The sequence below is a fragment of the Dechloromonas denitrificans genome (assembly GCF_020510685.1).
In the GTDB taxonomy this organism is placed as follows: domain Bacteria; phylum Pseudomonadota; class Gammaproteobacteria; order Burkholderiales; family Rhodocyclaceae; genus Azonexus; species Azonexus denitrificans_A.
This window is the reverse complement of sequence record NZ_CP075185.1, coordinates 2,371,448-2,394,717: the sequence shown is the minus strand read 5'-3', so window position 1 is coordinate 2,394,717 and position 23,270 is coordinate 2,371,448. Positions and strand designations below refer to the sequence as shown.

Here is a 23,270-nt window from a genome sequence, read left to right as displayed (position 1 = left end):
AATCCGGTACCGTGCGCACCGGAAATTCGCCCCTCGGAAATCAGGCCCGAGGGGCGCCGCTCACGAGAATTTCTTCTCGTGCGCCTGAACTGCCTTCATCCGAGCCAGGAACAAGCGGAGCTTGACGGCATCGGAGATGCCCTGGTTCTCGTCCTCCTGATCCTGATCGGCCACCTCGATCAGCTTGGGGCGGCTGAAGGAGCGATGAAGATCGAGATCGGCGACACCGGGGGCGGCATCCTCGTCATTGAAAAAATCGATCAGCGACGAATTGTTCGGCCTGGACGCCAACAACACCATCTGGTGGCGTTCCGTACGCGACAGCAATAGCGTCGGCAGGCTCTTTTTCTTGGCCACCTTGATCTTTTTTGCTGCCTTCAAAACCGGGGCCGTATTCACATCCTTGAGCATCTCGACCACCGGGGGCGGCATCGGGATCGGCGTCACGGTAACCGCCATCTCCTGGGCTGCAAGGTCTGCGGCCAGACTCTCGACTGTGGCTGGCTCCGAGGCGAAAATACCCCATGAAGACAGCGTAATCACTACTGCGACAATTAACCTGCGCACTTCGACTTCCTATCAAATATCAACTGCAATGCCTGACTAACGCGCCAAGAGCGTTTTGGTTGTCACGACAGACATAAAAATTTTGCTGCCGCTTCATTGGCCAAAAGCGATGGCAATGACTTGGCGCCTCGCCGTATCCAGGATGTCTCCAGATCGCCGATATTGTCACGCCGAGGCTGCTTGACCGCAAGGCGAGGCGAGGAGTAAAAGAACTTCACCATGCTTTATTTGCCGACCTTGTATCGGTATTCACCTACGGTGCCCACCCCAACGGCGCATTGACCACTTAGAAAAATAATGAAAACGGCTGACCGCTACCTCTGGAAGCGCTACTGGGCTCTTGCCTCGCCCTACTGGCAGCATGAGGAAAAATGGAAAGCGCGGGGTCTGATTGCCCTGTTGGTGATCCTGTTGCTCGGCCAGACGCAATTTGCCGTGCTCTTCAACGAGCAGACCGGCGAATTCACCTCGGCCTTGGCGGCGCGCGACGAAGATCGCTTCTGGACTTCGATCAAGCTGTGCCTCGGCCTGCTGATCGCGGCAGTGCCGATCTACGCTCTCTATTACTTTGTCCGCGACAAGCTGGGTATCCACTGGCGGCGCTGGCTGACCAACCGTTTCCTCGACAGCTATTTCAGCTTTCGGCATTTCTACGAGTTGAATGCCAACAATCGTATTGACAATCCGGACCAACGGATCGCCGAGGACATCGCCACCTTCACCCAGCGCTCGCTGTACTTTCTGCTGGTCATCATCAGCTCAACCTTGCAGTTGGTCGCTTTCAGCAGCGTGCTGTGGTCGATTTCGCACGAACTGGTCTATTTCCTTGTTATCTATTCCCTGGCCGGCACGCTGATCGTCGTGTTCGTCTTCGGCCAACGCCTGTTGGGGCTCAACTACAATCAGCTGCGGCGCGAAGCGGATTTCCGTTTCAGCCTGGTCCGGGTTCGTGAAAATGCCGAATCCATTGCCTTCTACCGTGGCGAAGCCCAGGAGTTGAAGCAGGTTAAACGGCGTTTCACCGAGGCATTCAATAATTTCAACCGGCTTATTCGCAGCCAGTTTTCGCTGAATCTTTTTCAGCACTCCTACTTCCTGCTGACCCTGATCATCCCCAGCGCGATCATCGCCGGGCGGGTGCTTTCCGGGGAACTGGAGGTCGGGCGGGCGGTTCAGGCGGCGGGTGCCTTTGCCGCGGTACTCAGCGCGATATCGCTGATCATCGAGAATTTCGAAGGCCTGAGCCGTTTCGCGGCCGGCGTCGATCGCCTCGATACCCTGGCGAAATGCCTCCCCGCGCAACCTACCGGACCGAATGACCCGGACAGCGTCATCCGCTCGGTCGAAGCGTCGCACCTGAGGCTGGACGACGTTACGCTGCATACGCCGAACCGCGAGCGGATACTGATCCGGAATCTTTCGGTCACCATCAAGCAGGGCGAAGGGCTGATGATCGTCGGCGAAAGCGGCAGCGGCAAGAGCTCGCTGCTGCGCGCCATTGCCGGCTTGTGGCGTTCGGGCAGCGGTACCATTTTCCGGCCGGGCAGTGACGACATGCTCTTCCTTCCCCAGCAGCCGTACATGCTGCTGGGCACTTTGCGCAGCCAGTTGCTCTACCCGCACAGGGAGTATTCGTGCACCGACGAAGAGCTGTTAGGTTTGCTGGAGAAAGTGAATTTGCCGGATCTGGCCAGCCGTTTCGGTGGCCTGGACGTCGAGATGGATTGGCACAAGGTACTCTCGATCGGCGAGCAGCAACGCCTGGCCTTTGCCCGCTTGCTGCTGACCCGCCCCCGCTTTGCCATTCTCGACGAAGCGACCAGCGCGCTGGATGTCACCAACGAGGCCAACCTCTACCGGCAACTGGCCGATACACAAACGACGTTGATCAGCGTCGCCCATCGCTCGACCATCCTGAAATTCCATACCCAGGTGCTGGAACTGACCGGCGATGCCGACTGGCAGTCGCATTCGGCGGCCAACTACCACTTCAATCATTAATCCAAGCTGGCAATGCCCATTGTCCGGGCGAGCGCATCGCTAGCAGGCGGCAAACTGCAATTTGAACGGCGCAGCATTTCATTTACGGTGCCTGATCTATACACTGCCTTCTTTATTTCGCGACAACTTGGAGAACGAAGCATGCAAGGTTTGTTTGATTACAAGCTCAACGGTAACGGTGACGCTCTTGCCTTGGGCATCGATTTGGACTCGACCAGCGCCAAAGCCCTTGCTCGACTCGATCGTTATATCAACTGGGAAGATGTGCTGAAACTGACGGAGAACGATCCGGAAGCGGCAAAAGCCGCGGAACGCCTGCATACCGTTTTGCAGCATCTGGGTCAGTAAGATCGCCGTGAGCGATCTTTGCTTGAGGCAATAAGCAAACCAACGGAAACAGGAGCCGGGGCTTGCCTCTCTCCTGTTTCGTTGAAGCGCCAGCGGCAAAGCATTGCCAGCGCGGCGTCCGACGGTCTTCCGCCGGAACGGTCCGGAGTCCTGGTACCTCTCTTCTAAGGGATATCACTTAGGGACAATCTCGCCGGCGACGATAAACTTCACTTTTTCGTCTCGGAATAACAAAAATGCAAAAAATCCAACGTCACCTGGTCTGGGGACTGGTGGCCCTCCTGGGGGCATCGGCCCTCGGCGTCGTCGGCCTGCATCGCGGTGAAACGATCAATGCGCTGTGGCTGGTCATTGCCGCGGTGTGCACCTATTTGATTGCCTACCGCTACTACAGCCTGTTTATTGCCGACCGTGTCATGGAACTCGACGCGACGCGGATGACCCCGGCGATTCGCCATAACGACGGTCTCGATTACGTACCGACCAACAAGTACGTGCTGTTCGGCCACCATTTCGCCGCCATCGCCGGCGCCGGGCCGCTGGTCGGGCCGGTGCTCGCCGCCCAGATGGGCTACCTGCCGGGCATGCTGTGGATCCTGGCCGGCGTCGTGTTTGCCGGGGCGGTGCAGGACTTCATCGTGCTGTTCATTTCCACCCGCCGCGACGGCCGCTCGCTCGGCGATCTGGTCAAGTCGGAGCTGGGCGCCGTGCCTGGGGTGATCGCGCTGTTCGGTACCTTCATGATCATGGTGATCATCCTTGCCGTGCTTTCGCTGATCGTCGTCAAGGCCCTGGCCGGTTCCCCGTGGGGCACCTTCACCGTCATGGCGACCATTCCCATTGCGCTGCTGATGGGCGTTTACAGCCGTTACCTGCGGCCTGGCCGGATCGGCGAAATGTCGGTGATCGGCTTCGTCCTGCTGATGGCCTCCATCGTCTATGGCGGCGATGTCGCTGCCAGCCCGGTATGGGGCCCGCTGTTTACCTTCGACGGCAAGGCACTGACCTGGATGCTGGTAGGCTACGGTTTCGTCGCCTCGGTTCTGCCGGTCTGGCTGTTGCTGGCGCCGCGCGACTATCTGTCCACCTTCCTTAAGATCGGCACCATCGTCGGTCTGGCCGTCGGCATTGCGATTGTTGCGCCTGACCTGCAGATGCCGGCGCTGACCAAGTTCATCGACGGCAGTGGTCCGGTCTGGTCGGGCAGCCTGTTCCCCTTCCTGTTCATCACCATCGCCTGCGGCGCGGTTTCCGGCTTCCATGCGCTGATTTCCTCCGGCACCACGCCGAAGATGCTGGACAACGAAAAGAATGCCCGTCTGATCGGTTACGGCGGCATGCTGATGGAGTCCTTCGTCGCAATGATGGCGCTGGTCGCCGCTTCGGTTATCGATCCGGGCGTCTATTTCGCCATGAACAGCCCGGCCGCCATCATCGGCACGACCGCCGAGCAGGCCGCCCAGGTCATCTCGCAGTGGGGCTTCGTGGTCACTCCGGAAATGCTGCTGCAAACGGCCAAGGATGTCGGTGAAAACACCATTATCTCGCGCGCCGGCGGCGCCCCGACTCTGGCTGTCGGCATGGCCCACATCCTGTCCGGCTTCATTGGCGGCAAGGGCATGATGGCCTTCTGGTACCACTTTGCCATCCTCTTCGAAGCGCTGTTCATCCTGACCGCCGTCGATGCCGGTACGCGCGCTGGTCGTTTCATGTTGCAGGATCTGATGGGCCACTTCGTGCCGTCGATGCGCAAGATGGATTCGATCGTTGCCAGCCTGGTCGCCACCGCGCTGTGCGTCGCCGCCTGGGGCTACTTCCTTTATCAGGGCGTGGTCGATCCGCTGGGCGGCATCAACACCCTGTGGCCGTTGTTCGGTATCGCCAACCAGATGCTGGCCGGCGTAGCCCTGATGCTGGCCACCGTGGTGCTGTTCAAGATGAAGCGCCAGCGCTTCGCCTGGGTCACCATCGTGCCGACCATCTGGCTGCTGCTGTGCACGCTGACTGCCGGCTGGCAGAAGGTGTTCCACGAAAATCCGAAGATCGGCTTCCTGGCTGCGGCCGACAAGTATCAGACGGCGCTGGACAAGGGTGAGTTGCTGGCACCGGCCAAGAACATCGGGCAGATGCAGCAGATCATCCTGAACAACCAGATCGATGCCGGCATGGCCGCACTGTTCATCTTCCTGGTGATCAGCATCCTGGCCTTCACCATCCCGGCCTGCCGCAAGGCGTATATCGCCAAGAAGCGGAGCGATCAGGAAACGCCGTTCGCGCCGATTCCGGAAGGCTTCCGCGTCTAACATGTTCTCGGACATCGCCCGCGTCGGCAAGTATCTGGGGCAGGCCGCCCGCCTGATGGTGGGCGTGCCGGACTACGATACCTACGTCCAGCACATGCGCCTGACGCACCCCGACTTGCCGATCATGACGTACGAGGCGTTCTTCCGGGAACGCCAGGAGGCCCGCTACGGCGGCGGCGACGGGCGCCCCGGGCGCTGCTGCTAATTTCTCGTTCCAGCGCATTACCACTGGCCGGCCGACTGATAGTCTGGTCGGCCAGTTACTTTTTGGGATCACCATGACTAGCCAAGCTCTTTCGCCCATTCCCGTCACCATCCTCAGCGGCTTTCTCGGGGCCGGCAAGACGACCTTGCTCAACCGTCTGCTGGCCAGTTCCGGCAAGCAGCGCATCGCCGTCGTCGAAAATGAATTTGGTGCCGTCGGCATCGATGGCGGGCTGATCAGCGACAACCGGAATCCGGCCATCACCGTGGTCGAACTGGCCAATGGCTGCGTCTGCTGCAGCGTGCGCGGCGAAATGAGCCGCGCCCTGGCCGATCTCGCCGACCGTCGCGCCGCCGGGACCCTGGCTTTCGACCGGCTGCTGCTGGAAACCACCGGCCTGGCCGATCCGGCGCCGGTCGCCCAGGCGTTTTTCGTCGATGAAGGCGTGCGCGAGCGCTATGTCCTCGACGGCATCCTGACCCTGGTCGATGCCGTGCATGCCGGCGAGCAGCTCGACCAGCATCGGGTGGCCGCTGCCCAGGTCGGCCTCGCCGACCGCCTGCTGCTGACCAAGACCGATCTGGTCGACACCGCCCGCGTCGAGGAATTGACAGCCCGGTTGCGGCGCATCAACGTCCGTGCGCCGATCATCCCTTCGCCAATCGCAACGGAAGCAGTGGCCGGTCTTCTCGATCTGCATGCCTTTCACCTGGATGACGTGCTCGAACTCGATCCGGCCTTTCTCGCCGGCCACCGTCCCTCCGGCCATGCCCGGGGCGGCTCGCCGGCCGCCTGCCCGCAAGGACCGTGGGATGACGATGTTTCCTCGCTGGTCCTGCGCCATCCCGGCGTGGTCGACCTCGACCGGATCGGCGCTTTTGTCGAAGAGCTGCTGGCCAGCCAGGGTAACGACATGCTCCGTTACAAGGGCGTACTGGCCATCGCGGACAAGCCCGAGCGGCTGATTTTCCAGGGCGTGCACCGCATTACCGGTTTCGATTATGGCCGGGTGTGGGAAGCAGGCGAGGTTCGGGAGAGCGTCATTGTGATAATCGGCCGGCGTCTCGCTACAGCGGCCATCACCGAGGCATTCCTGGCCGCCTGTAGCTGAGCGCGTTTGCCGCGGCGGCGCCAGATCCGATCATCCGTTTGGATGATGCCAAGCAAATATGATGGAGAGTAGTCTCCAATTCAAACGGCTGGATCAACGCTGACGGAAATCGCATTCAGGAGGGCTGACAATGAATGTCTATTGGGATGAAGCGGGCTTGAAGTTTGCCCACGTGACGCCAAGCATCCTGGCGATCGGAGATTCCTGGTTCTGGTATCCATTTCCGGGCGGCAGTCTGGTCAGTCATCTGGGGCCGGTGGTCGAGAGAAAAGAACACACCATTCTCGCCAAGGGCATGAATGGGGCGGAGGCATTCGATTATGTCGACGGCAAGTACAAGGACGAGGTCACCCGGGCGTTGCGCTTGTACGGGAGCAGCTTGTCGGCAGTCTTCATCAGCGGCGGCGGAAACGATTTCGCCGGCTTCAACGACATGCGTCCGTTGCTCCGTCTGGATTGCTCGACTGCCAGTACCGCCGCTGACTGTTTCCGATCGGGCGATGGCGGACTCAGTGTTTTCCTTGAGCGGATGGATCAGTATTACCGGCGCTTGGTCGGGCTGATCTATACCCATACCTCGCTGAGTTGTCTGATCGTAATGCATTCCTATGACTACGCGATCCCGGATGGGCGCGGGGTGTTCGGCGGTGCCGGTTGGCTTAAGCCTGCCTTGGTAGCGGCAGGCGTGCCGGATCAACTGCAGCGGGACTGCGTCCGCTATTTGATCGACCAGTTCCATCAAATGCTGACGACGATCGCCTCCGGCGATCCCGAGCACCTGCTGGTCGTGGACAGTCGCGGTGCGCTTGCCGAGAGCGATTGGGCGAACGAACTCCACCCCAAAGGGAGTGGTTTCAGAAAAATTGCCAAGGAATGCTGGAAGCCCTTGCTGGAACAGGCTGAGTTGGCCTGATCGAGGAGGTAGTGCAATGGACATTCTCGTATCGCTCGACGTTCTGTTGGGCCTGTCGGTGGTCTATCTGGTCTTTTCGCTGGCCGTCACGTCCTTGAACGAGTTTATCGCCGCGGTGTTGAGCAGCCGCGCCAAATGGCTGCGGCGCGGAATCGGCAGTTTGCTGTCGGAGAAGCCAGATTCGCTCGACGATGTCGGGGCTGGCAAAGTCCTCGCTTCCCCCTTCGTTACTTATCTTGGGACATCGGGTATTTCCAATACCTTCAAGGCAAGCTACATCGCGGCATGGCCTCTGATGCAAGGCGTTCTATCGTCGGTCTCAGGATTCAAGGAAGATGCCTTCGCCAAGGTAAGCGATATACGCGCTTTGGCCGGGGAATTGCCTGCGAACAGTCCGATCCGGAAAATCCTGATCGATATTTGCGCTCGCGCCGGCGATGATCTCGTGAAGTTCCGGGAGATGCTTGATGCCTGGTTCAAGACCTTTGAGGAGCAATTGACGGCTTGGTATCGGCAGAAAACCCAGTACGTGCTTGTCGTGCTGTCGAGCATCGTGGTGGGTTCGATGAACGTGGACACGGTTGCCCTGATCCATCAGTTGTCGGTAGATCCGGCCGTTCGCAAGGCGGTTTCCGAGCAGGCAATAACTGCGGCGAAGACGAAAGACTTGGCTGAATACCTTGATGTCAAGGCGAGGGACCAAGCCAGGAACGCATGGAGTTCCGCCGTGGAGGAGCGCAAGAAGGCCGAAGACGCCTGTCGGCTCCAGACACCGATCGTGCCAGATTGTGCGAAAAGCGATAGCTTGATCAAAGCAAGCCAAGCTGAAAGGGTTGCCGAGGAAAAACTCCTTGAAGAACAGGGCAAAGTGGATCAAGTGATCATTGACCGCGCGAATGCCCTTCGGGTTTCCGGGCTCAAGCTGGGTTGGGAAGGGGATCAATTCAGTTGGCAAAAGCTCGTCGGTCTGTTGCTTTCGGTTTTCGCCGTATCACTTGGTGCGCCTTTCTGGTTCGGGGCATTGAAATCGCTGGCTTCAATTCGATCGGTGGGCGCAAACGTCCTGGAGAGGGATGCGGCAAAGAAGGGAAATGTCGCTTAGCTTCCTGACAAGCTTGGCGACATCAACTTGATGCTGCCAAGCGTTGCCGGAATTGCCCAAGGGTGAGATGCATCGTGCCAGGAAAGGCCTGGACAAGGGAGAGAACAGATGGTCATGACCCCAGCCGACAGCGCACCGGGACTTGGCGAAGGCGAGATGTTGCAGTGCGATCTGATCATGAAAGGTGGAATTACCAGCGGTGTCGTCTACCCGCGACTTATTGCGCGCCTTGCCGAAAAATACCGCTTCCGGAACATCGGCGGCACATCGGCTGGAGCAATCGCGGCGGCTGGCTGTGCCGCAGCGGAATACGGTCGGCAACACAATAATCATGGCGCCTTTGACCGGCTGCGCGAGTTGCCTGACGATCTCCAGCAGTCCATGGGATCCCCGCAGGCATCGATGTTGTTCCACCTCTTTCAGCCGGCACCAGAAGTCACGAAACATTTCGCAGTTCTTGTCAGCATGCTCAACCTCGGTCCGCTGCACGCCGTGGGTTCCGCCTTGCTAACGATGCTGCGTCAATTCCGGGGATTTGCGTTGCTGGGTTTGGTGCTGGCATTGCTCCTGATCGTACCGATTGTCAGCGTCACCGGCCCCTATCCGGATACCGGGGGAGCCATTTTTGTATCCCTTGTGATCCTGGCGGGTTGGGCTCTATGGAGTTACTTCGGACTGCGCAGACTGCGCAACCTGTCCGCGGGGACGTTCCTGCTCTGGCTTGTTGCGGCAATTGCATTCACCGCATTGGTTCTAGTGTTACTGGGCGGAGCTCCCCTGGATTGGCGCTTGCCGTTTCTGGTTGGCGCGGTGGCCATCGCAGCGGTGCTTTCGGCTGCTGTTGCATTGGGTATCGCCGGTGCGAAGTTTGTGAAGACCTTGCTAGCGGGGATACACAAGAATTTCTACGGAATATGTACCGGTCGCACGATGAACAAGGAGCAGATTGGGCCCAAAGGACTCACGGACTGGCTGATGGCTTACTTCAACGAGCTCGCCGGACTCAAATTGGAGGATCGAGTCCTGACTTTCGGTGACCTATGGGGGGCCAACGAGGCCAGCAAGACGAATGGCGCGGCGCGCGACATCAATCTGGAGGTGATGACGACAGCCATCAGCCAGCAGATGTGCTACAGCATTCCCTTCCGGGATGGCTGCCCTCCGTTCTACTACGATGAAGACGAATGGAGCCGGCTGTTCCCCGCCGAGGCCATGCGCGCGCTACGGGAGCCGTATCGCGCAGAAGGTGCCAAGGACGATGATCGGCGTGATCCAGACGAACCGGAAGCACGTTGCTAACGCCGCCGGCAAACGCCTGCGCCGACTACCCAGGAACCAATATTTGCCGGTCGTCGTCGCCGTACGAATGAGCCTCAGCTTTCCGATTTTGTTGTCGGCGGTTTCGTTGTATTCGGTCGATTGGAGTTTGAAGGCCAACTCGAAAGCAAAAGAGCAGGCGAGTTCCGGTTCAACGACCGTAGCTGGCCGCGCCCCGGGTGTATTGACCGCGACCCGGGTCTGGTTTTCCGATGGCGGCATCGGAAGCAACATGCCTCTTCACTTTTTCGATGCCCCATTGCCCGGTCATCCGACATTTGCCGTGAACCTGAAGGAACCGCACCCCGATCATCCAATCGACGAAGGAGGGCGCATCTATCTTCCGGACAGCAACATCGGCGGCAGGATTCGCTACTGGCCGGAGCCCCAAGACGCCAAGCCCATGAGTGGCTTGGTTGGATTCCTGTTGGCAATCATCAACACGATGCAAAACTGGCGCGACGAGATCCAGTTTCCCTACCCGGGTTATCGAGATCGAATTGTTCAAATCAGTCAACGCAAGGACGAAGGGGGATTGAATCTGAATATGCCGGAGCAGAACATTCGAGCCCTGAGTGAAGCGGGCGAGATGGCTGCGGAAGCACTGATTACCAGATTTCACCCGAGTGGTGCGCAGGCTGGCGAGGGCTGGGCGAACCATGAGGAGGTGCGGCTAACGACGTTCATGGGGCTGCTTGAACGCATGGGCGTATCACTCAACGCCCGCTTGCACAGCGGAACATGGAGCAGCGTTACGCAGCGTGTCGTCACCGGCAGGCGATATACGATCAGCGATGGAAAGGCTGCCACGGATTACCTGGCGCGCCTGCAGGATATGGGCGATACGATGATCGCAAACGGTTCAAAGCTGCAGGGAAAAGCGCTGAAGCCTCATGCTGACCTGCGTATTTCCCCGAAAATTTGAGCATGGGCAGCTGATTTTTCTGGGTTGGAGGCGACGCGGCGATGGATTTGCCGACTGTCTTCGCAACGATCGGATCGACGCTTCCGTCAGCGTTGGTCAACTGGGACGATGCGGTCGAAGACTTCATTGCCTGCTACGAGGAGCGTTTTGGCCCATCGGAGGTCTCGACGATCAACGTCGATTCCGCCTTCTTTCTCTTCGATCACGGATTCGAACGGGTGGTTCTCGCCTATGCGCTATCAACAGAGCAATTGACGAAACGGGATAGTGCACGGATGCGCGGCTTTCCCAACGTCAACTCATCGGTCCGGCGGGTACTTGGCGACAAGGCATTTGTGGCAGATAAAGGTCATTTCCTTGGACACGCCAGTGGCGGCATTCTCGACATCAATCTTTTTCCGCAGCGCAGGGAACTGAACCGAGGCTGGTCGGGAGAGGGGAAGCGGTTCCGAAGCATGGAACGCCACGTTGCCGAGCACCCAGGTACGTTCTTCTATCATCGCCCGATCTACGACGATGACACTTGGATTCCATCGAAACTTGAGTATGCGGTACTCAGGGGGGGCTCCTCATGGTGGAAGGACATGTTCTTCAACAAGTAGCAATTCGCTGCCGGTGCTGATTTTGCTTGGCAGATGGCGCTATATCGCACTTCTCAGCAATATCCGAAGGCTCTCTAACATCAACTGGATTCGCTGTCATCATTGCTTTGGATGATGCAAAACGGATATCCCGGCGGGTAGGATCAATGCAATAAGCATGGTTTTGACTGGCAGGTTGGTTGAGGTGTTCGGGTTGCTGCTCCTGAAGTTCATGCACATCTTCTTGAGCGCCACCTTGCCGCCTTGGATTCTCGAAATATTGTCCGGCGATCAGCAGGCCAACAGATCATTCGCACATAGCCCGATTTGATTAGAGAACCGACAATGGCATCCGCCACAAAGATCCAGAATGTCGAAAGCCCGCCTGTTTGTCCGGCTCCTCGCGAACTGGTCGGGGTGGTGGCGGAGCTTCACGGTGCCTTGCGAGGTCTCGACTGTCTTTTGTCGTCGGCCCTGGATGCCTTCGATGCCAGCCTGGGATCGGCCAGCCAGGAAAAATATCGTGGTTTGTACATCGCGCCAGAGCAGGTAAACCTCTTGCTGAACCGCCAGCCCGGGCAGCCGTCATTCGTGATTGACCGTGCATCCGGCCTGGCCTTGTGGCCCCCGACGGAAGGCAGCTTTGCCCGAAGGATGGCCGATAGCTATGGTCTTTCGGGGTTTGAGCTGGACGTTCTGCTGATCGCCCTGGCACCGGAATATGACCTTCGCTACGAACGCCTCTATGCCTACCTGCAGGACGACGTCACGCGCAAACGGCCGACTGTCGACTTGATCCTGGCCTTGTTGTGTCCGTCCGGGATCGAGCGCATGCAGCATCGCCCGGTGTTCAGCGCCGATGCGCCGCTGGTGCGCCAGGGCATCGTTCACCTCGTTGCCGACCCGCAGCAGACCGATCCGCCGCTGCTCGCCCGGTACGTCAAGCCCGACGAGCAGATCGTCCATCATCTTCTTGGCGATACCGGGCTCGACAGCCGTTTGGCGCCTTTTGTCCGGCCTTCGGCTGGCGAGGCTTCACTGGCGGATCTCCACGTTGCCGACGAGACCCGGGCGCACCTGATCCGTGTTGCCGAAGTGATGGCCGAGGGCCGTTTGCACGTCTGGCTGCATGGCCCCGCCGGCATCGGCAAGCGCCAGGCGGCGGCAGCTGTTGCCCGGCATGCCGGGTATGCCCTGCTGACTATCGACGTCACCGGTATCGCTGCCGACGAGATCGGCCCGACCGTCACGCTGGCCATGCGCCAAGCCTGGTTGCGGGGGGCAATCCTGTGCCTGGGCGGCATCCACGGCTGGCTCGATTCGCCCATAGCCACCGAGGCGGTGGCTGCCTTGCTGACGGAATCACCCTGCCACATCATCTTTGCCAGCGAACGGGAGATGCCCTCGGCGCTACGCCAGCACGTCGCTGATGTTCACCTTCCGCTGCCTGATGCCGCCCTGCGCGCCACATGCTGGCAATCCGCCCTGGGCGAACTCGGCCGCAAGGCGGACGAACGCCGCTTGGCAACGCTGGCCAATCTGTTCCGGCTCACTCCGGGGCAAATCGAAGCCGCTGCCGCTGAGGCCGTGCGGCAGGCGCGCCTGCATGCGAAACAGCGGGACGGCATCGGCGCCTTGCCGTTTGCCTCGATGGATGACTGTATAGCCGCTGCCCGTGGCCAATCGGCTGGTCGGCTCGACGGCTTGGCCGGCAAGATCGACAGCCGTGCCACCTGGAGCGACATCGTGTTGCCCGACGATGCGCTTTCGCAATTGCATGAGCTATGTCAGCGCGTCGAACATCGTGGCAAGGTCCTCGACGAGTGGGGCTTCGCCGAGCGCAGCGTGCGCGGGCAGGGCTGTTCCGTGCTGTTTGCCGGGCCGTCGGGAACCGGCAAGACGATGGCCGCCGAGGTCATCGCCAACGATCTCGGGCTCGACCTCTATTGCATCGATCTGGCCGGGGTGGTCAGCAAATACATCGGCGAGACCGAGAAGAACCTCGACCGGATCTTTAGCGCAGCCGAGAGCGCCAACGCCATCCTGTTCTTCGACGAAGCCGACGCTTTGTTCGGCAAACGTTCCGAGGTCAAGGACTCGCACGACCGCTACGCCAACCTGGAAATCAGCTATCTGCTGCAGAAGATGGAGCGCTACGAGGGGGTCACCATCCTCGCCACCAACTTGCGGCAAAACCTCGACGAGGCCTTCATGCGGCGGCTCGCCTTCATCGTCCACTTCCCGTTCCCGGACGAAGAACAGCGGCGGCGTATCTGGAGCGGGGTGTGGCCGGCCGGCGTGCCGCTCGCCGAGGATATCGATCCGGGGGTCTTGGCCGGGCAGTTGAAATTCAGCGGCGGCCATATCAGGAACGTCGCGTTGGCCGCGGCATTTCTTGCTGCCGGCGACGGACAGCCAGTTGGCCAGGCGCACGTGTTGCGTGCGGCGCAACGCGAGTTGCAGAAAATCGGCAAGAGCCTGACGCCAGGCGAACAGCCGTCGAGGGCGACGGCATGAACCGGGCATACGTCGCGCGGGAGACCTCGCCAGCCGTCAGTACGCGGCGTCCGAAACCGGCGCCGAGCGCGCAACGCCCGGCCAACACCGGCACGCCGATGTACTTGCAGCGGACGGTAGGCAATCAGCGGGCCCAGTCGATGCTGACGGCCGATCGCCCGAATTCTCCGGTTGCCGGCACGACACCGGAAAAGGCGGCCGTCAGACTGGTGCCGCTCGCCCCGGAAACGCGCGCCGAGATCGACGCCGATATCGATTACATTGTCCGCATCCTGAAAAAAGGCACTCCTGATACGGGCGATCAGACGCTGATCCTAGAGAAGATCCGTGGCTGGGCGAAAAAGGACGATAGCCGGTCGACCGAGCAACGCGGCATCAGCCGCACGCCGATGCTCGACCACTTCCTCGCCCGCCTGAAGTCGCGCTCCTTCTCGCGCAGCAGCTTCCGCTCGCTCTGGCAGGACCAGTACGCCATCGCCTACGATGCGCTGTGGTACATGCTGCGCGGCTACTGGCTCGAAGAGTTCAAGCGCACGGTCAAGCTAAGCGAGACGCAGCGGACCGATGCCCCGGAGGGCGCCGACACCGAGAGTGGCGTTGCGCTGATTGCCCGGCAGGAGGCGATGGGGCTATGGGGCATGCTCAAGGGCATGGGCACCGGCCTGGTCGGCCTCGCCGGCCCCAAGGCGGCGCAAGCGATGGCCGAGCAATTCGACGAGACGGCGCACATTCTCTTCGGCCGCGAGTGGGATTCGTCGGAAAGCCTGCTGCTCGGCATGAACGCCGCGCAGATCGGCACCGCCGGCGGCGATGTCATCTGGCAGCTGGTCAACCTGTCGCGTGCCCTGGGGGCCAAAGGCGGCAAGCTGATGCAGCTGGCCCAGAACCTGGAAAAGCTCAAGAAGGCCAACCAGGCGCTCGGTGTGCTTGGCGGACTGCAGGGCGTCGGCATGGCTGCCCAGGGGATCGCCCGAGTGATCGAAGCCCGGCAGAAGGCCGGCAAGTCGACCGCCTTGGTCGATCTGTTGAACGACAACGACTTTATCGATCAGGTCGTCATGCTCGCCTCCAGCCTGATCGGCACAGCGATGGCCGCCAAAAGTGCATCGTCGACCAGCCAGCAGGTGACCCGGGCGCGCGTCGGCGTGCTGCTCGGGATGTTGCAGACCACGACCTCGCTCAAGCGTCTGGCGGATATCGCCGCCTCGGCCGACAGCCCGAAGGACAAGGAAATGGCCTATGGCGAGGTGCTCGCCGGCCTGATCCCGCAGCTGATGTCTTTGGCCATCGACACCCATGGACATGCCCAGGCAAGGCGCGAGGCAGCCGCCGAGAAGCCCGTCAAAGCCGCCTCGCCAGCCGACGTTGCGGCAGGCAGCAAGAGCATGGCCGGGCGGGCCGAGCCGCAGCCGTCGCCGAAGCTTGTACTCAGCGAGAAGCGGGAGGCGGTGGCCGATTCGCATCAACTGGCCATGGCCGAGGAGGTCAAGGCGCGCCTGGGGCCGCGCGATGCGCCCAAGACGCCGCCCGAGGTGGCAAGCGGCCGGCGCAAGCCGCGCTACGCAGCGTCGGCCAAGGGTGGCAGCGTCACCATCGGCAAACCGCACGGTTCGCTCGAAGCGGCCCGTACGCTCTACGACCGGGTGATTGCCGAAACCGGCGGGCTGCACGAAGTGGGCATCTGGCAGCATCCGGACACCGGCGAGTACGTCGTCCGTCTCGGCCAGACGACCGAGGTGCACCCGCCACAGGACGATAATGCATGGCGGGCTGTTCAGCACTTCCACACCAATACCGCCGACGTGCCGCTGTGGCGCATGCCGGCCCAGGCCGATGTCGCCGAACTGGCGCACCGGGTCGCCGGCCAGGGGCGGACGATGACCGAAATCGTCGAGTTTCCGCTGCCCGGCGGCAAGCGCGGCCGCTCGGCCTACACGGTGACCAAGGAAGGTGGATTGGTGATCGAAACGGTCAATGCCGATGGCAAAAGGATCACCAAGAATTTCAGCCGCGTTGCCGATTTCGACAGTTACCACGAGAGCCGGGCTATTTTCGACAATCCGGTGGCGCGCGCCGATACTGACCGCTGGCTTGAGCAACGGCGCAAGGGAAAACTCGACAACGAAGGCGCGGTGGGCGGCAAAACCAATTTCGGCACGGCGGCGAAAGGGCCGGGAAAAGATGTCGCCCAGCCGGCGCTGCGCAAACGCAGTGTGCCGCCCGCCGATTATCAGTCACGCCAGATCCGGACCGACGATCTGCAGACGGCGGCCGGGGCGGGGCGGCCGGTGGTCACCGTCGGCCTCAACGAGGTGCTCGAATTCGTCGATCGCCGCGGCCAAGTCGTCGCGCGGGCCTGGATGAAGGCCGACCCGGATCGTCCAGGGCATTTCAACACCATCGCCGAAGGCTATCTGCGCAAGGGGAACGAACGCCCGCCGACCGACATGCCGACGCGAGGCGAGATGTCGCAGAGTTTCCGGGACAAGAATCCGTCCTCGGAAATATTGCATCTGTCAGGCCCGCTCAGCGTCGAACTCAATTTCGGAGCGCCCGTTGGATTGGCCCGTGGGCCGGGCAACCTGGGGCTTCCGGTCAAATACGACGTGTACAACCAGCTGATCGAGGGGCAGGGGGTCGAAAGCTTCTTGCGGCGCATGCGCGGCAAGCTGGGTGGGTCGAATTCGGAGGTCCGGATGGTGGCCGAAAATGCCGTAAGCCATGCCAAGGATGCCGGGCATGCGCTGGTCTATCGCCGCTACTCGGTGTTCGTTCAGCAACCCGGCAAAGGCGAAAAACTGTTCTTCTCGTTGCGGGTCAATGTCGGGGCCCGACCGGATCTGGTGGAGCCCGTCCGGCTCAAGGAATTCAACGGGCGGGTGGTGGTGGACGACATGTTCGTCAGCCCCGAGCCGTGGGCGATCGGCCTGCTCGACGACCTGGCCATCAAGCGATCATCCGGCAATCCGCTCCAGGATGCCTTTGGCGAAGCGCTGAAGACGTGGCTGGAACGCAAGACAACGAAGTGAGGAACGGGCCATGTTTCATGATCTCGATTTGTCGTTGAGAGCCATCCTCGAGGCGGCCAGCGCGCCGACCATCGTGCGCGATGCCGAGGTCGTGTTCGATCGTCCTGCGGAGTCGTTCAATCCCGACAAGACCGTCATCAACCTGTTCCTCTACGACGTTCGCGAGAATGCCGAGTTGCGGAACAACGAACCGGTGGTCGAAAGGCAGAACGGCGTGGTCACGATACGCCGGCCGCCGCTCCGGGTGGCCTGCTCCTATCTGGTCACCGCCTGGATCGAGGCAGGGGTGACCGGCGAGGCGAACATTCTCGGCCAGCACCAGTTGCTCGGCGAAGTGTTGCGCCTTTTTTCCCGCCTGCCGGCGATTCCGGCGAATCTCCTGCAAGGCGAACTGGCCAGCCAGCGCAACCCGGTTCCGCTCCTCGCCGCGCAAGGCGAATTGGTCCGCAACCCGGCGGAGTTCTGGTCGGCGCTGGGCGGCAAGTTGCGCCCGTCGATTACGCTGAGCGCGACCATCGCGATGGATCAGGCCGGCGAGCCGGTCGAAGCCCCCGAGGTTTCGACCAAGGAGATGGTCATCCACGAGACGAGCCTGGGGATCGCCGAGCCGCTCTTCCATTTTGCCGGTACCGTGCGGCGCGCCAATACCTGGGAGGCGATCGGCGGCGCCGAACTGACGCTGGTCGAACTCGGCCTGCGCACGACGAGCGATGCGGATGGGCGCTACAGTTTTTCCACGATCGCCGCCGGCCATTACCAGATCAGCGCCAGCCGGCAGGGGTATGTCGCCACCACCGTGTCCGTGGCGGTTCCCGGCACCAGTCCCGGTGCTTTTGACCTCACTTTAACCGACGCAATCTGAAGGAGAAGTGCAATGCCCAATCCTTACCTGTCCCCCGGGGTCTACGTCGAAGACGTGCCGCCCTCGTCCAAGCCCATTGCCGGTGTCGGTACGAGCACGGCCGGGTTCCTCGGCGTGGTGCCGAACAACATCACCATGCCGGCCAAACCGGATGGCTCGGGCAGCAAATACCCTGTCGCCACGGCCAGCAAGCCGTACCTGGTCACCTGCTGGAACGATTTCGTCACGCAGTTCGGGGAGATCCAGAGCGGCAACGCCTTCCTGGCGCATGCGGTATTCGGCTTCTTCCACAACGGCGGCACGCGCTGCTGGGTGGTCAGGGTAGCAGCCGAGGCCGATCTGAGCACCGGTGTCGACGAACTCAGCGATCTGGCCGCCATCGACGAAATCGCCATCGTCGCCGCCCCTGGCGTCACCAGCCAGACGGTTCAGCAGGCGCTGCTCGACCATTGCAAGAATACCGGCGACCGGGTTGCCGTCCTCGATGGGGTGAAGACCCCGGCGACCATCACCGCGACCGACATCAGCCTGACCGCCAGAAGCGAGACGGGCAGCCATGGCGCCATCTACTTCCCGTGGATCGAGGTCAACGACCCGACCTCGGCGACCGGCGGCACCGTCATCGTTCCACCCAGCGGCCACGTTGCCGGCATCTATGCGCGCAACGATGCGACGCGCGGCGTACACAAGGCGCCGGCCAATGAAGTGGTGCAGGGGGCGCTCGGCTTGGGCTATCGGATCAGCAAGGCCCAGCAGGACGGGTTGAATCCGGAAGGCATCAACGTCATCCGCGAGTTCAATGGCGCCCTGAAAGTCTGGGGCGGCCGGACGCGGGCCGACGAGGCGCATTCCGAGTACCGCTATATCAGTACCCGGCGCTACATGAACTATCTGCGCGAGTCGATCGACGAGGGTACCCAATGGGTGGTCTTCGAGCCCAATACGTCCTCCTTGTGGAAGCGGATTGTCCGTACCCTGACCGATTTTCTGACCAACGAGTGGCGCGCCGGCGCCCTGTTCGGCGAAACGCCGAAAGAGGCCTTTTACGTGAAATGCGACGCCGACACCAATCCGGCCGATGTCCGGGAACTTGGCCGGGTAGTCACCGAGATCGGCGTCGCCATCGTCAAGCCGGCGGAGTTCGTGATTTTCCGCATCCAGCAGACGACAGGCAGTTGAGACCCTTTTCCGGCATTAGGAGAACGATATGGCAAGAGTTGATCCGTACAAGAACTTCCGTTTCCTGCTCGAAATCGACGGCATCACGCAGGCGGGCTTTTCCGACTGCAGCGGTTTCGGTTCGAACGTCGAGGTCATCGAATACCGCGAAGGCGGCGATGCGGCGACGGTGCGCAAGCTACCCGGCAAGAACAGCTATCCGGACATCACCCTGAAGTGGGGCGTCACCGATTCGCGCGAACTCTACGACTGGCACCGCACGGCGCTCAACGGCAAGGTCGAGCGCCGGAACGGCTCGATCATCCTGCTTGACGATGTCGGCCAGGAGAAGGTCCGCTGGAACTTCTTCACCGCTTGGCCGAGCAAGTACGATGCGCCGGACTTCAGCGGCAAGGGCAATGACGTGGCAATCGATACGCTGACCATCAGTTGCGAACGACTGGAGCGCGCGTGAACGACTTCGCCACCGAATTCGAGTTCGTGCTGCCCAGGGGCTATGTCGATAGCGCCGGCAATATCCACCGGGAAGGGACGATGCGCCTGGCCACCGCCGCCGACGAGATCCTGCCGCAAAAGGACCCGCGCGTGCAGGGCAACCCGGCCTATCTGGTGGTGATCCTGTTGGCCCGTGTCGTGGTCCGGCTGGGGGTGCTCGAGGTCATCAATCCCAAGGTCATCGAGGGCTTGTTCGCTTCCGATCTGGCATACCTGCAGGACTTCTACAACCGCATCAACAGCTCGCAAAGCAGCAAGCTGGCGGTGACTTGTCCGCATTGCCAGAACGCATTCGAGATGGAGACGGCACCGGTGGGGGAATCCTAGGCTACCCCCTCGACCGGTTGTACGAGGAGGTAGCCTTCATCGCCTTTCACTTTCACTGGTCGGTCGCCGAATTGATGAACATGGAGCATGGCGAGCGCCGCCGTTGGGTTGCGGAGATTTCGCGCATCAACGAGGCACTGGACAAACCGCAGCAGTAACAAACGATGATCGGCAAGGGGCAATGAAAGACCACATGCAAGCAGACGGCACCTTGGTTCCGGTAGCCAGCCGCCAGACCTGGATACCGCCGGCACTTGGCGCCGGCCGGCAGCTTCTGGCGCATCTGGCGTCGCGCCAGAGCGTTGCGGTCAACCGCCGTCTCCAGCTGACGCTCGCTTCTTCGGGGCAGGAACAAGTGGATGGCGCGGCGTTCGCCCCTTCGGCACCGGAACTGAAGTTTTTCCGGCCGGCGTGGACGGTTCTGGCGCCGATCAGCCTGCAGATTCGCTTCGGGCGGCAATCTATCTACCAGCAGTCGAGCGTGGTGTACAACGCGTCGCACCCGGTTGTGGCCGTCGGGCGCCAGGGCGGGGCAGCGAACGGTTTTGGGCCTATCCTTGAGGAAAAAACGCCGCCCATGCTGCCGGTTGCCCGAGGTGCGGTTCCTTCGCTGTCGGGCCCGGCGGAGGGTTCGGTTGGGGCCAGCATGGCTCCACTGACCCTGGCCACGCCCTGGCGACCGGCCAGCGTCGCCAAACCGGTCAATCTACTCAGCCCGCAGCGGACGGACCACAGGGCGCTGCCCGTACCAAGCTCCACGAAGCAGGGCTATCCGCAGGATTCGAGTGGCGGTCGCCGCGCCGCGCCACCGCAAAGCCAGGCGCCGGGTGCCACCGCTGGCGATGGGCGCCTGGTGTTTGCGCATCGAGGCCCGGAATTCCGGGTGGCGGCGGCTGCCGCGCCGATCCGCCAAGCGGCGCCGATGGCCCCTTCGGCCCTAGTCGACGCCTTGTTCGAACAGGCTCGTCACAACCGGGGGCTGGCCGGAATGGACATGCGCCTGCTGCCGGCCGCTCCCGCGGAACAGGCGAAGCCGGAGCAGTCGGTGGCGGCCGGGCAAATGCACGCTGCCGCCGACACATCCGCGCCGCAAACTCCAAGCCTGCCGGCCCGCTTGAGCCGGGCGGATATCGGCCAGGTGGCAGAGCAGGTGGCACGGGTCCTCAAACAACAGGCGCGTCTTGAGCGCGAACGCGGGGGAGGCTACTGATGGCGCTCACCAAGGCTGTAATCGTCAACCTCGACGTCCCCGGATCGCCGCCGATCCCCGCCATGTTCAACCCGCCCAAGTACGAGTTGTCCAAGACCAACCAGTTCGCCGAACTCAAGATCCCGGGCCTGCCGTCATCGGTACTGCAGTTCGTCAATGGCAACGCCAAGAGCCTGAGCATGGAGTTGTTCTTCGACACCACCAACAGCGGCGTCGATGTGCGCACGGCGACCGCCGCCATCGCCAATCTCACCGAGCCGGCCACGGTCACCCGGGCGCCGCCACGCCTGCTGCTGCTCTGGGGATCGCTGGCATTTCCCTGTTTCCTGGTCAGCGTCAGGCAGGAGTTCGATTACTTCAACGCCGCCGGCATGCCGCTGCGCGCCCATCTGACGGTCGAATTCAAGGGCCACGACAGCCTGGAAAGCCTGATCGCCGCCGTTCCCGTGGCCCAGGTCGAGCAGGTGACGGCCTATGTCGCCAAGGCGGGCGATACGCTGCAGGCCATAGCCGCAGCGGTCTACGACGATCCGGCCCAGTGGCGACTGATTGCCGCTTCCAACAACGTCGACGACCCGCGCGGACTGTCCGCCGGGGCGCATCTCCAGATTCCGCGGCTGGGCTGAGCATGGACCTGACGCAAAACTTCGCTTTGCCAGTGCCAGGCATCATGGTTCCCGCCTACGCCCTGACCATCGAAGGGGCTGCGCTGCCGGCGCCGCTGCTGCGGGCCATCCTGTCGGTCGGCGTGACGCAGGTGGCCAACAAACCGGCCTCGTTCTCGCTCCAGATCAACGATCCCACCTTGACGCTGGTGGACGCCGTCGACGGGTTATTTGCCGAGGGGCGCAAGGTGGGGATCGCCATGGGCTATGTCGGCAAGTTGCAGCCGGTTATCGCGGGCGAAATTACCTCGATATCGGTCGAGCTCGGCGAGAGCGGTGGTCTGACCCTGGGCGTCGAGGGCTTCGACGGGCTGCATGCCGGCTCGCGGGGCACCCGCTATCGCGAGTTTCGCGAAGGGCTGACCGACAGCGCCATCGTCCAGCAAATTGCCGGCGACCTGCAGCTTGGCGCCACGGTCGATCCGACCGGACCGCGCAGCGACCGGCGGGTCCAGTCCAACGTCAGCGATCTCGATTACCTGCAGGAATTGACGGCGGCCAACGACTACCAGCTGTGGGTCGAAAACGGCATCCTCTTTTTCAAACGGGTGCGTTCGGCCCCGCAGGTCACCGTTGCTCGCGGCCGCGATCTGGTTTCGTTCTCGGCCCGCCTGAATACGGCCGGCCATGTCAGCGCGGTGGAGGTGCGCGGCTGGGATGCCGGCCAGAAGCAGGCATTTTCAGCGCGGGCCAGCATCAGTCAGGCGCAGGATTACGTATCCAGGCTTTCACTGACCGGCCAGGCGCAGATCGTCGGGGCTGCGAATTCGGCCCGGGTGATCTACGCCGACGGCACGGTGCGGACCATCGACGAAGCGCAGCGCCTGGCCGACGCGAGCCTGGCCGAGCAACGCCGCAACCAGCTCAGCGCCGAAGGCTGCGCGGTGGGAAATCCGGATATCCGCGTCGGCAGTACGCTGCTGCTCGCCAACCTCGGACGCTTCAGCAGCCGTTACATCGTCGAGCGCGCGCAGCACACCATCGACCAGGGCGGCTACCGCACTTCCTTCGAAATGAGGCAGCAGCCATGAACTGGGACAAGAGCGGGGTGTACGTGGCGATCGTCAAGGACAACAAGCTGGATGACCAGGGACGGATCGCCATTGCGATCGAAGGCTTCTCCGACCAGGCCGGTTCCTACCCGGCGCGCGTGATGTCGTTCATGGCGGGCGACGATCGCGGCGCGCTGTTCTTGCCGGAGGTCGGCGACCAGGTGCTGGTGGCTTTCGTCAACGGTTCGCCGAACGAGGCGGTGGTCATCGGCAGCCTGTGGAGCAGCATCGACCAGCCGCCGGCCAGCAACGCCGACGGCAACAACGATATCAAGGTGTTGAAAACGCGCAGCGGCCACCAGATCCGGCTGATCGACCAGGCCGACGGTGAGCGTATCGAGATCGTCGACAAGACGGGAAAGAACCGGATCCTGATCGACTCGAAGAATAATGTCGTCAGCATCGAAGCGCCAGATGGCGACCTCGTGCTGCGCGGCAAGACGATCAGCATCACCGCGCAGAATGCCCTGAAGATCGAATCCACCGATGCCACGGTGGACGTTAAGGCCAGGGGCAATACGACGATCAAGGGCCAAATCGTGGACCTCAACCCTTAAGGGA

22 protein-coding genes are annotated in these 23,270 nt (G+C 61.7%); 21 read left to right on the top strand and 1 reads right to left on the bottom strand.

The window, feature by feature from the left end:
- Positions 1-60: 60 nt before the first annotated feature.
- The gene (locus tag KI611_RS11340) at positions 61-567 is read right to left on the bottom strand and encodes a hypothetical protein (protein ID WP_226414610.1); all 507 of its coding nucleotides are present in this window, start codon (positions 565-567) and stop codon (positions 61-63) included.
- Between the two features lie 297 nt (positions 568-864).
- Between KI611_RS11340 and KI611_RS11335 the strand changes: the two genes are divergently transcribed.
- From KI611_RS11335 to KI611_RS11235, 21 genes are all read left to right on the top strand, one after another.
- Positions 865-2,568 carry an ABC transporter ATP-binding protein/permease gene (locus tag KI611_RS11335; protein ID WP_226414607.1) on the top strand — a complete coding sequence of 568 codons (1,704 nt, stop codon included), beginning with the start codon at positions 865-867 and terminating at the stop codon, positions 2,566-2,568.
- 141 nt (positions 2,569-2,709) lie between these two features.
- Positions 2,710-2,916 (top strand): hypothetical protein, encoded by a 207-nt coding sequence (locus KI611_RS11330; protein WP_226414604.1) that lies wholly within the window; start codon positions 2,710-2,712, stop codon positions 2,914-2,916.
- 236 nt (positions 2,917-3,152) lie between these two features.
- Entirely contained in the window at positions 3,153-5,219 is a 2,067-nt protein-coding gene (locus tag KI611_RS11325) for a carbon starvation CstA family protein (protein WP_226414601.1), read from the top strand.
- A gap of 1 nt (position 5,220) precedes the next feature.
- A complete protein-coding gene (locus KI611_RS11320; RefSeq protein WP_226414598.1) occupies positions 5,221-5,424 on the top strand; it encodes a YbdD/YjiX family protein in 204 nt (67 codons plus the stop codon).
- Between the two features lie 73 nt (positions 5,425-5,497).
- Complete coding sequence (locus tag KI611_RS11315) at positions 5,498-6,535, top strand: CobW family GTP-binding protein (RefSeq protein WP_226414594.1); 1,038 nt, start codon at positions 5,498-5,500, stop codon at positions 6,533-6,535.
- Positions 6,536-6,665: 130 nt separating this feature from the next.
- Entirely contained in the window at positions 6,666-7,448 is a 783-nt protein-coding gene (locus KI611_RS11310; RefSeq protein ID WP_226414590.1) for an SGNH/GDSL hydrolase family protein, read from the top strand.
- A 16-nt stretch (positions 7,449-7,464) separates the two neighbouring features.
- On the top strand, positions 7,465-8,550 hold the full coding sequence (locus KI611_RS11305; RefSeq protein WP_226414587.1) for a hypothetical protein: 1,086 nt from the start codon (positions 7,465-7,467) through the stop codon (positions 8,548-8,550).
- Positions 8,551-8,664: 114 nt separating this feature from the next.
- Entirely contained in the window at positions 8,665-9,849 is a 1,185-nt protein-coding gene (locus KI611_RS22180; RefSeq protein WP_413463975.1) for a patatin-like phospholipase family protein, read from the top strand.
- Positions 9,809-10,792: a patatin-like phospholipase family protein gene (locus tag KI611_RS11295; RefSeq protein WP_226414584.1), complete on the top strand. Its 984-nt coding sequence runs from the start codon at positions 9,809-9,811 to the stop codon at positions 10,790-10,792. Before KI611_RS22180 ends, KI611_RS11295 begins: the two co-directional genes overlap by 41 nt.
- A 41-nt stretch (positions 10,793-10,833) precedes the next feature.
- The gene (locus KI611_RS11290; RefSeq protein WP_226414581.1) at positions 10,834-11,394 is read left to right on the top strand and encodes a DNA/RNA non-specific endonuclease; all 561 of its coding nucleotides are present in this window, start codon (positions 10,834-10,836) and stop codon (positions 11,392-11,394) included.
- 324 nt (positions 11,395-11,718) lie between these two features.
- Positions 11,719-13,890 carry an ATP-binding protein gene (locus KI611_RS11285; RefSeq protein WP_226414578.1) on the top strand — a complete coding sequence of 724 codons (2,172 nt, stop codon included), beginning with the start codon at positions 11,719-11,721 and terminating at the stop codon, positions 13,888-13,890.
- On the top strand, positions 13,887-16,919 hold the full coding sequence (locus tag KI611_RS11280; RefSeq protein WP_226414575.1) for a hypothetical protein: 3,033 nt from the start codon (positions 13,887-13,889) through the stop codon (positions 16,917-16,919). The genes KI611_RS11285 and KI611_RS11280 overlap by 4 nt, the downstream gene beginning before the upstream one ends.
- Positions 16,920-16,929: 10 nt before the next feature.
- Entirely contained in the window at positions 16,930-17,781 is an 852-nt protein-coding gene (locus KI611_RS11275) for a Pvc16 family protein (RefSeq protein WP_226414571.1), read from the top strand.
- A gap of 12 nt (positions 17,782-17,793) precedes the next feature.
- Positions 17,794-18,960, top strand: coding sequence for a phage tail sheath family protein (locus KI611_RS11270; RefSeq protein ID WP_226414550.1), 1,167 nt, complete (start codon positions 17,794-17,796; stop codon positions 18,958-18,960).
- A 28-nt stretch (positions 18,961-18,988) separates the two neighbouring features.
- Positions 18,989-19,414, top strand: a complete 426-nt coding sequence (locus KI611_RS11265; protein ID WP_226414547.1) for a phage tail protein — start codon at positions 18,989-18,991, stop codon at positions 19,412-19,414.
- Positions 19,411-19,782 carry a hypothetical protein gene (locus KI611_RS11260; RefSeq protein WP_226414544.1) on the top strand — a complete coding sequence of 124 codons (372 nt, stop codon included), beginning with the start codon at positions 19,411-19,413 and terminating at the stop codon, positions 19,780-19,782. Before KI611_RS11265 ends, KI611_RS11260 begins: the two co-directional genes overlap by 4 nt.
- Positions 19,783-19,799: 17 nt before the next feature.
- Positions 19,800-19,940 carry a DUF6760 family protein gene (locus tag KI611_RS11255; protein ID WP_226414522.1) on the top strand — a complete coding sequence of 47 codons (141 nt, stop codon included), beginning with the start codon at positions 19,800-19,802 and terminating at the stop codon, positions 19,938-19,940.
- Between the two features lie 23 nt (positions 19,941-19,963).
- Positions 19,964-20,992: a hypothetical protein gene (locus KI611_RS11250; RefSeq protein ID WP_226414519.1), complete on the top strand. Its 1,029-nt coding sequence runs from the start codon at positions 19,964-19,966 to the stop codon at positions 20,990-20,992.
- Positions 20,992-21,618, top strand: a complete 627-nt coding sequence (locus KI611_RS11245) for a LysM peptidoglycan-binding domain-containing protein (protein WP_226414516.1) — start codon at positions 20,992-20,994, stop codon at positions 21,616-21,618. Before KI611_RS11250 ends, KI611_RS11245 begins: the two co-directional genes overlap by 1 nt.
- A gap of 2 nt (positions 21,619-21,620) precedes the next feature.
- Complete coding sequence (locus tag KI611_RS11240; RefSeq protein WP_226414513.1) at positions 21,621-22,688, top strand: phage late control D family protein; 1,068 nt, start codon at positions 21,621-21,623, stop codon at positions 22,686-22,688.
- Positions 22,685-23,266, top strand: coding sequence for a phage baseplate assembly protein V (locus KI611_RS11235; RefSeq protein WP_226414509.1), 582 nt, complete (start codon positions 22,685-22,687; stop codon positions 23,264-23,266). The genes KI611_RS11240 and KI611_RS11235 overlap by 4 nt, the downstream gene beginning before the upstream one ends.
- Positions 23,267-23,270: the final 4 nt, after the last annotated feature.

Excerpts from the sequence above, each read along its gene's own strand:
- KI611_RS11335 (WP_226414607.1), top strand. The coding sequence starts at position 865 with ATGAAAACGGCTGACCGCTACCTCTGGAAGCGCTACTGGGCTCTTGCC.
- KI611_RS11250 (WP_226414519.1), top strand. The coding sequence starts at position 19,964 with ATGAAAGACCACATGCAAGCAGACGGCACCTTGGTTCCGGTAGCCAGC.
- KI611_RS22180 (WP_413463975.1), top strand. The coding sequence starts at position 8,665 with ATGACCCCAGCCGACAGCGCACCGGGACTTGGCGAAGGCGAGATGTTG.
- KI611_RS11295 (WP_226414584.1), top strand. The coding sequence starts at position 9,809 with ATGATCGGCGTGATCCAGACGAACCGGAAGCACGTTGCTAACGCCGCC.
- KI611_RS11325 (WP_226414601.1), top strand. The coding sequence starts at position 3,153 with ATGCAAAAAATCCAACGTCACCTGGTCTGGGGACTGGTGGCCCTCCTG.
- KI611_RS11235 (WP_226414509.1), top strand. The coding sequence starts at position 22,685 with ATGAACTGGGACAAGAGCGGGGTGTACGTGGCGATCGTCAAGGACAAC.
- KI611_RS11275 (WP_226414571.1), top strand. The coding sequence starts at position 16,930 with ATGTTTCATGATCTCGATTTGTCGTTGAGAGCCATCCTCGAGGCGGCC.
- KI611_RS11280 (WP_226414575.1), top strand. The coding sequence starts at position 13,887 with ATGAACCGGGCATACGTCGCGCGGGAGACCTCGCCAGCCGTCAGTACG.
- KI611_RS11240 (WP_226414513.1), top strand. The coding sequence starts at position 21,621 with ATGGACCTGACGCAAAACTTCGCTTTGCCAGTGCCAGGCATCATGGTT.
- KI611_RS11265 (WP_226414547.1), top strand. The coding sequence starts at position 18,989 with ATGGCAAGAGTTGATCCGTACAAGAACTTCCGTTTCCTGCTCGAAATC.
- KI611_RS11310 (WP_226414590.1), top strand. The coding sequence starts at position 6,666 with ATGAATGTCTATTGGGATGAAGCGGGCTTGAAGTTTGCCCACGTGACG.
- KI611_RS11285 (WP_226414578.1), top strand. The coding sequence starts at position 11,719 with ATGGCATCCGCCACAAAGATCCAGAATGTCGAAAGCCCGCCTGTTTGT.
- KI611_RS11305 (WP_226414587.1), top strand. The coding sequence starts at position 7,465 with ATGGACATTCTCGTATCGCTCGACGTTCTGTTGGGCCTGTCGGTGGTC.
- KI611_RS11245 (WP_226414516.1), top strand. The coding sequence starts at position 20,992 with ATGGCGCTCACCAAGGCTGTAATCGTCAACCTCGACGTCCCCGGATCG.
- KI611_RS11315 (WP_226414594.1), top strand. The coding sequence starts at position 5,498 with ATGACTAGCCAAGCTCTTTCGCCCATTCCCGTCACCATCCTCAGCGGC.
- KI611_RS11330 (WP_226414604.1), top strand. The coding sequence starts at position 2,710 with ATGCAAGGTTTGTTTGATTACAAGCTCAACGGTAACGGTGACGCTCTT.
- KI611_RS11290 (WP_226414581.1), top strand. The coding sequence starts at position 10,834 with ATGGATTTGCCGACTGTCTTCGCAACGATCGGATCGACGCTTCCGTCA.
- KI611_RS11320 (WP_226414598.1), top strand. The coding sequence starts at position 5,221 with ATGTTCTCGGACATCGCCCGCGTCGGCAAGTATCTGGGGCAGGCCGCC.
- KI611_RS11270 (WP_226414550.1), top strand. The coding sequence starts at position 17,794 with ATGCCCAATCCTTACCTGTCCCCCGGGGTCTACGTCGAAGACGTGCCG.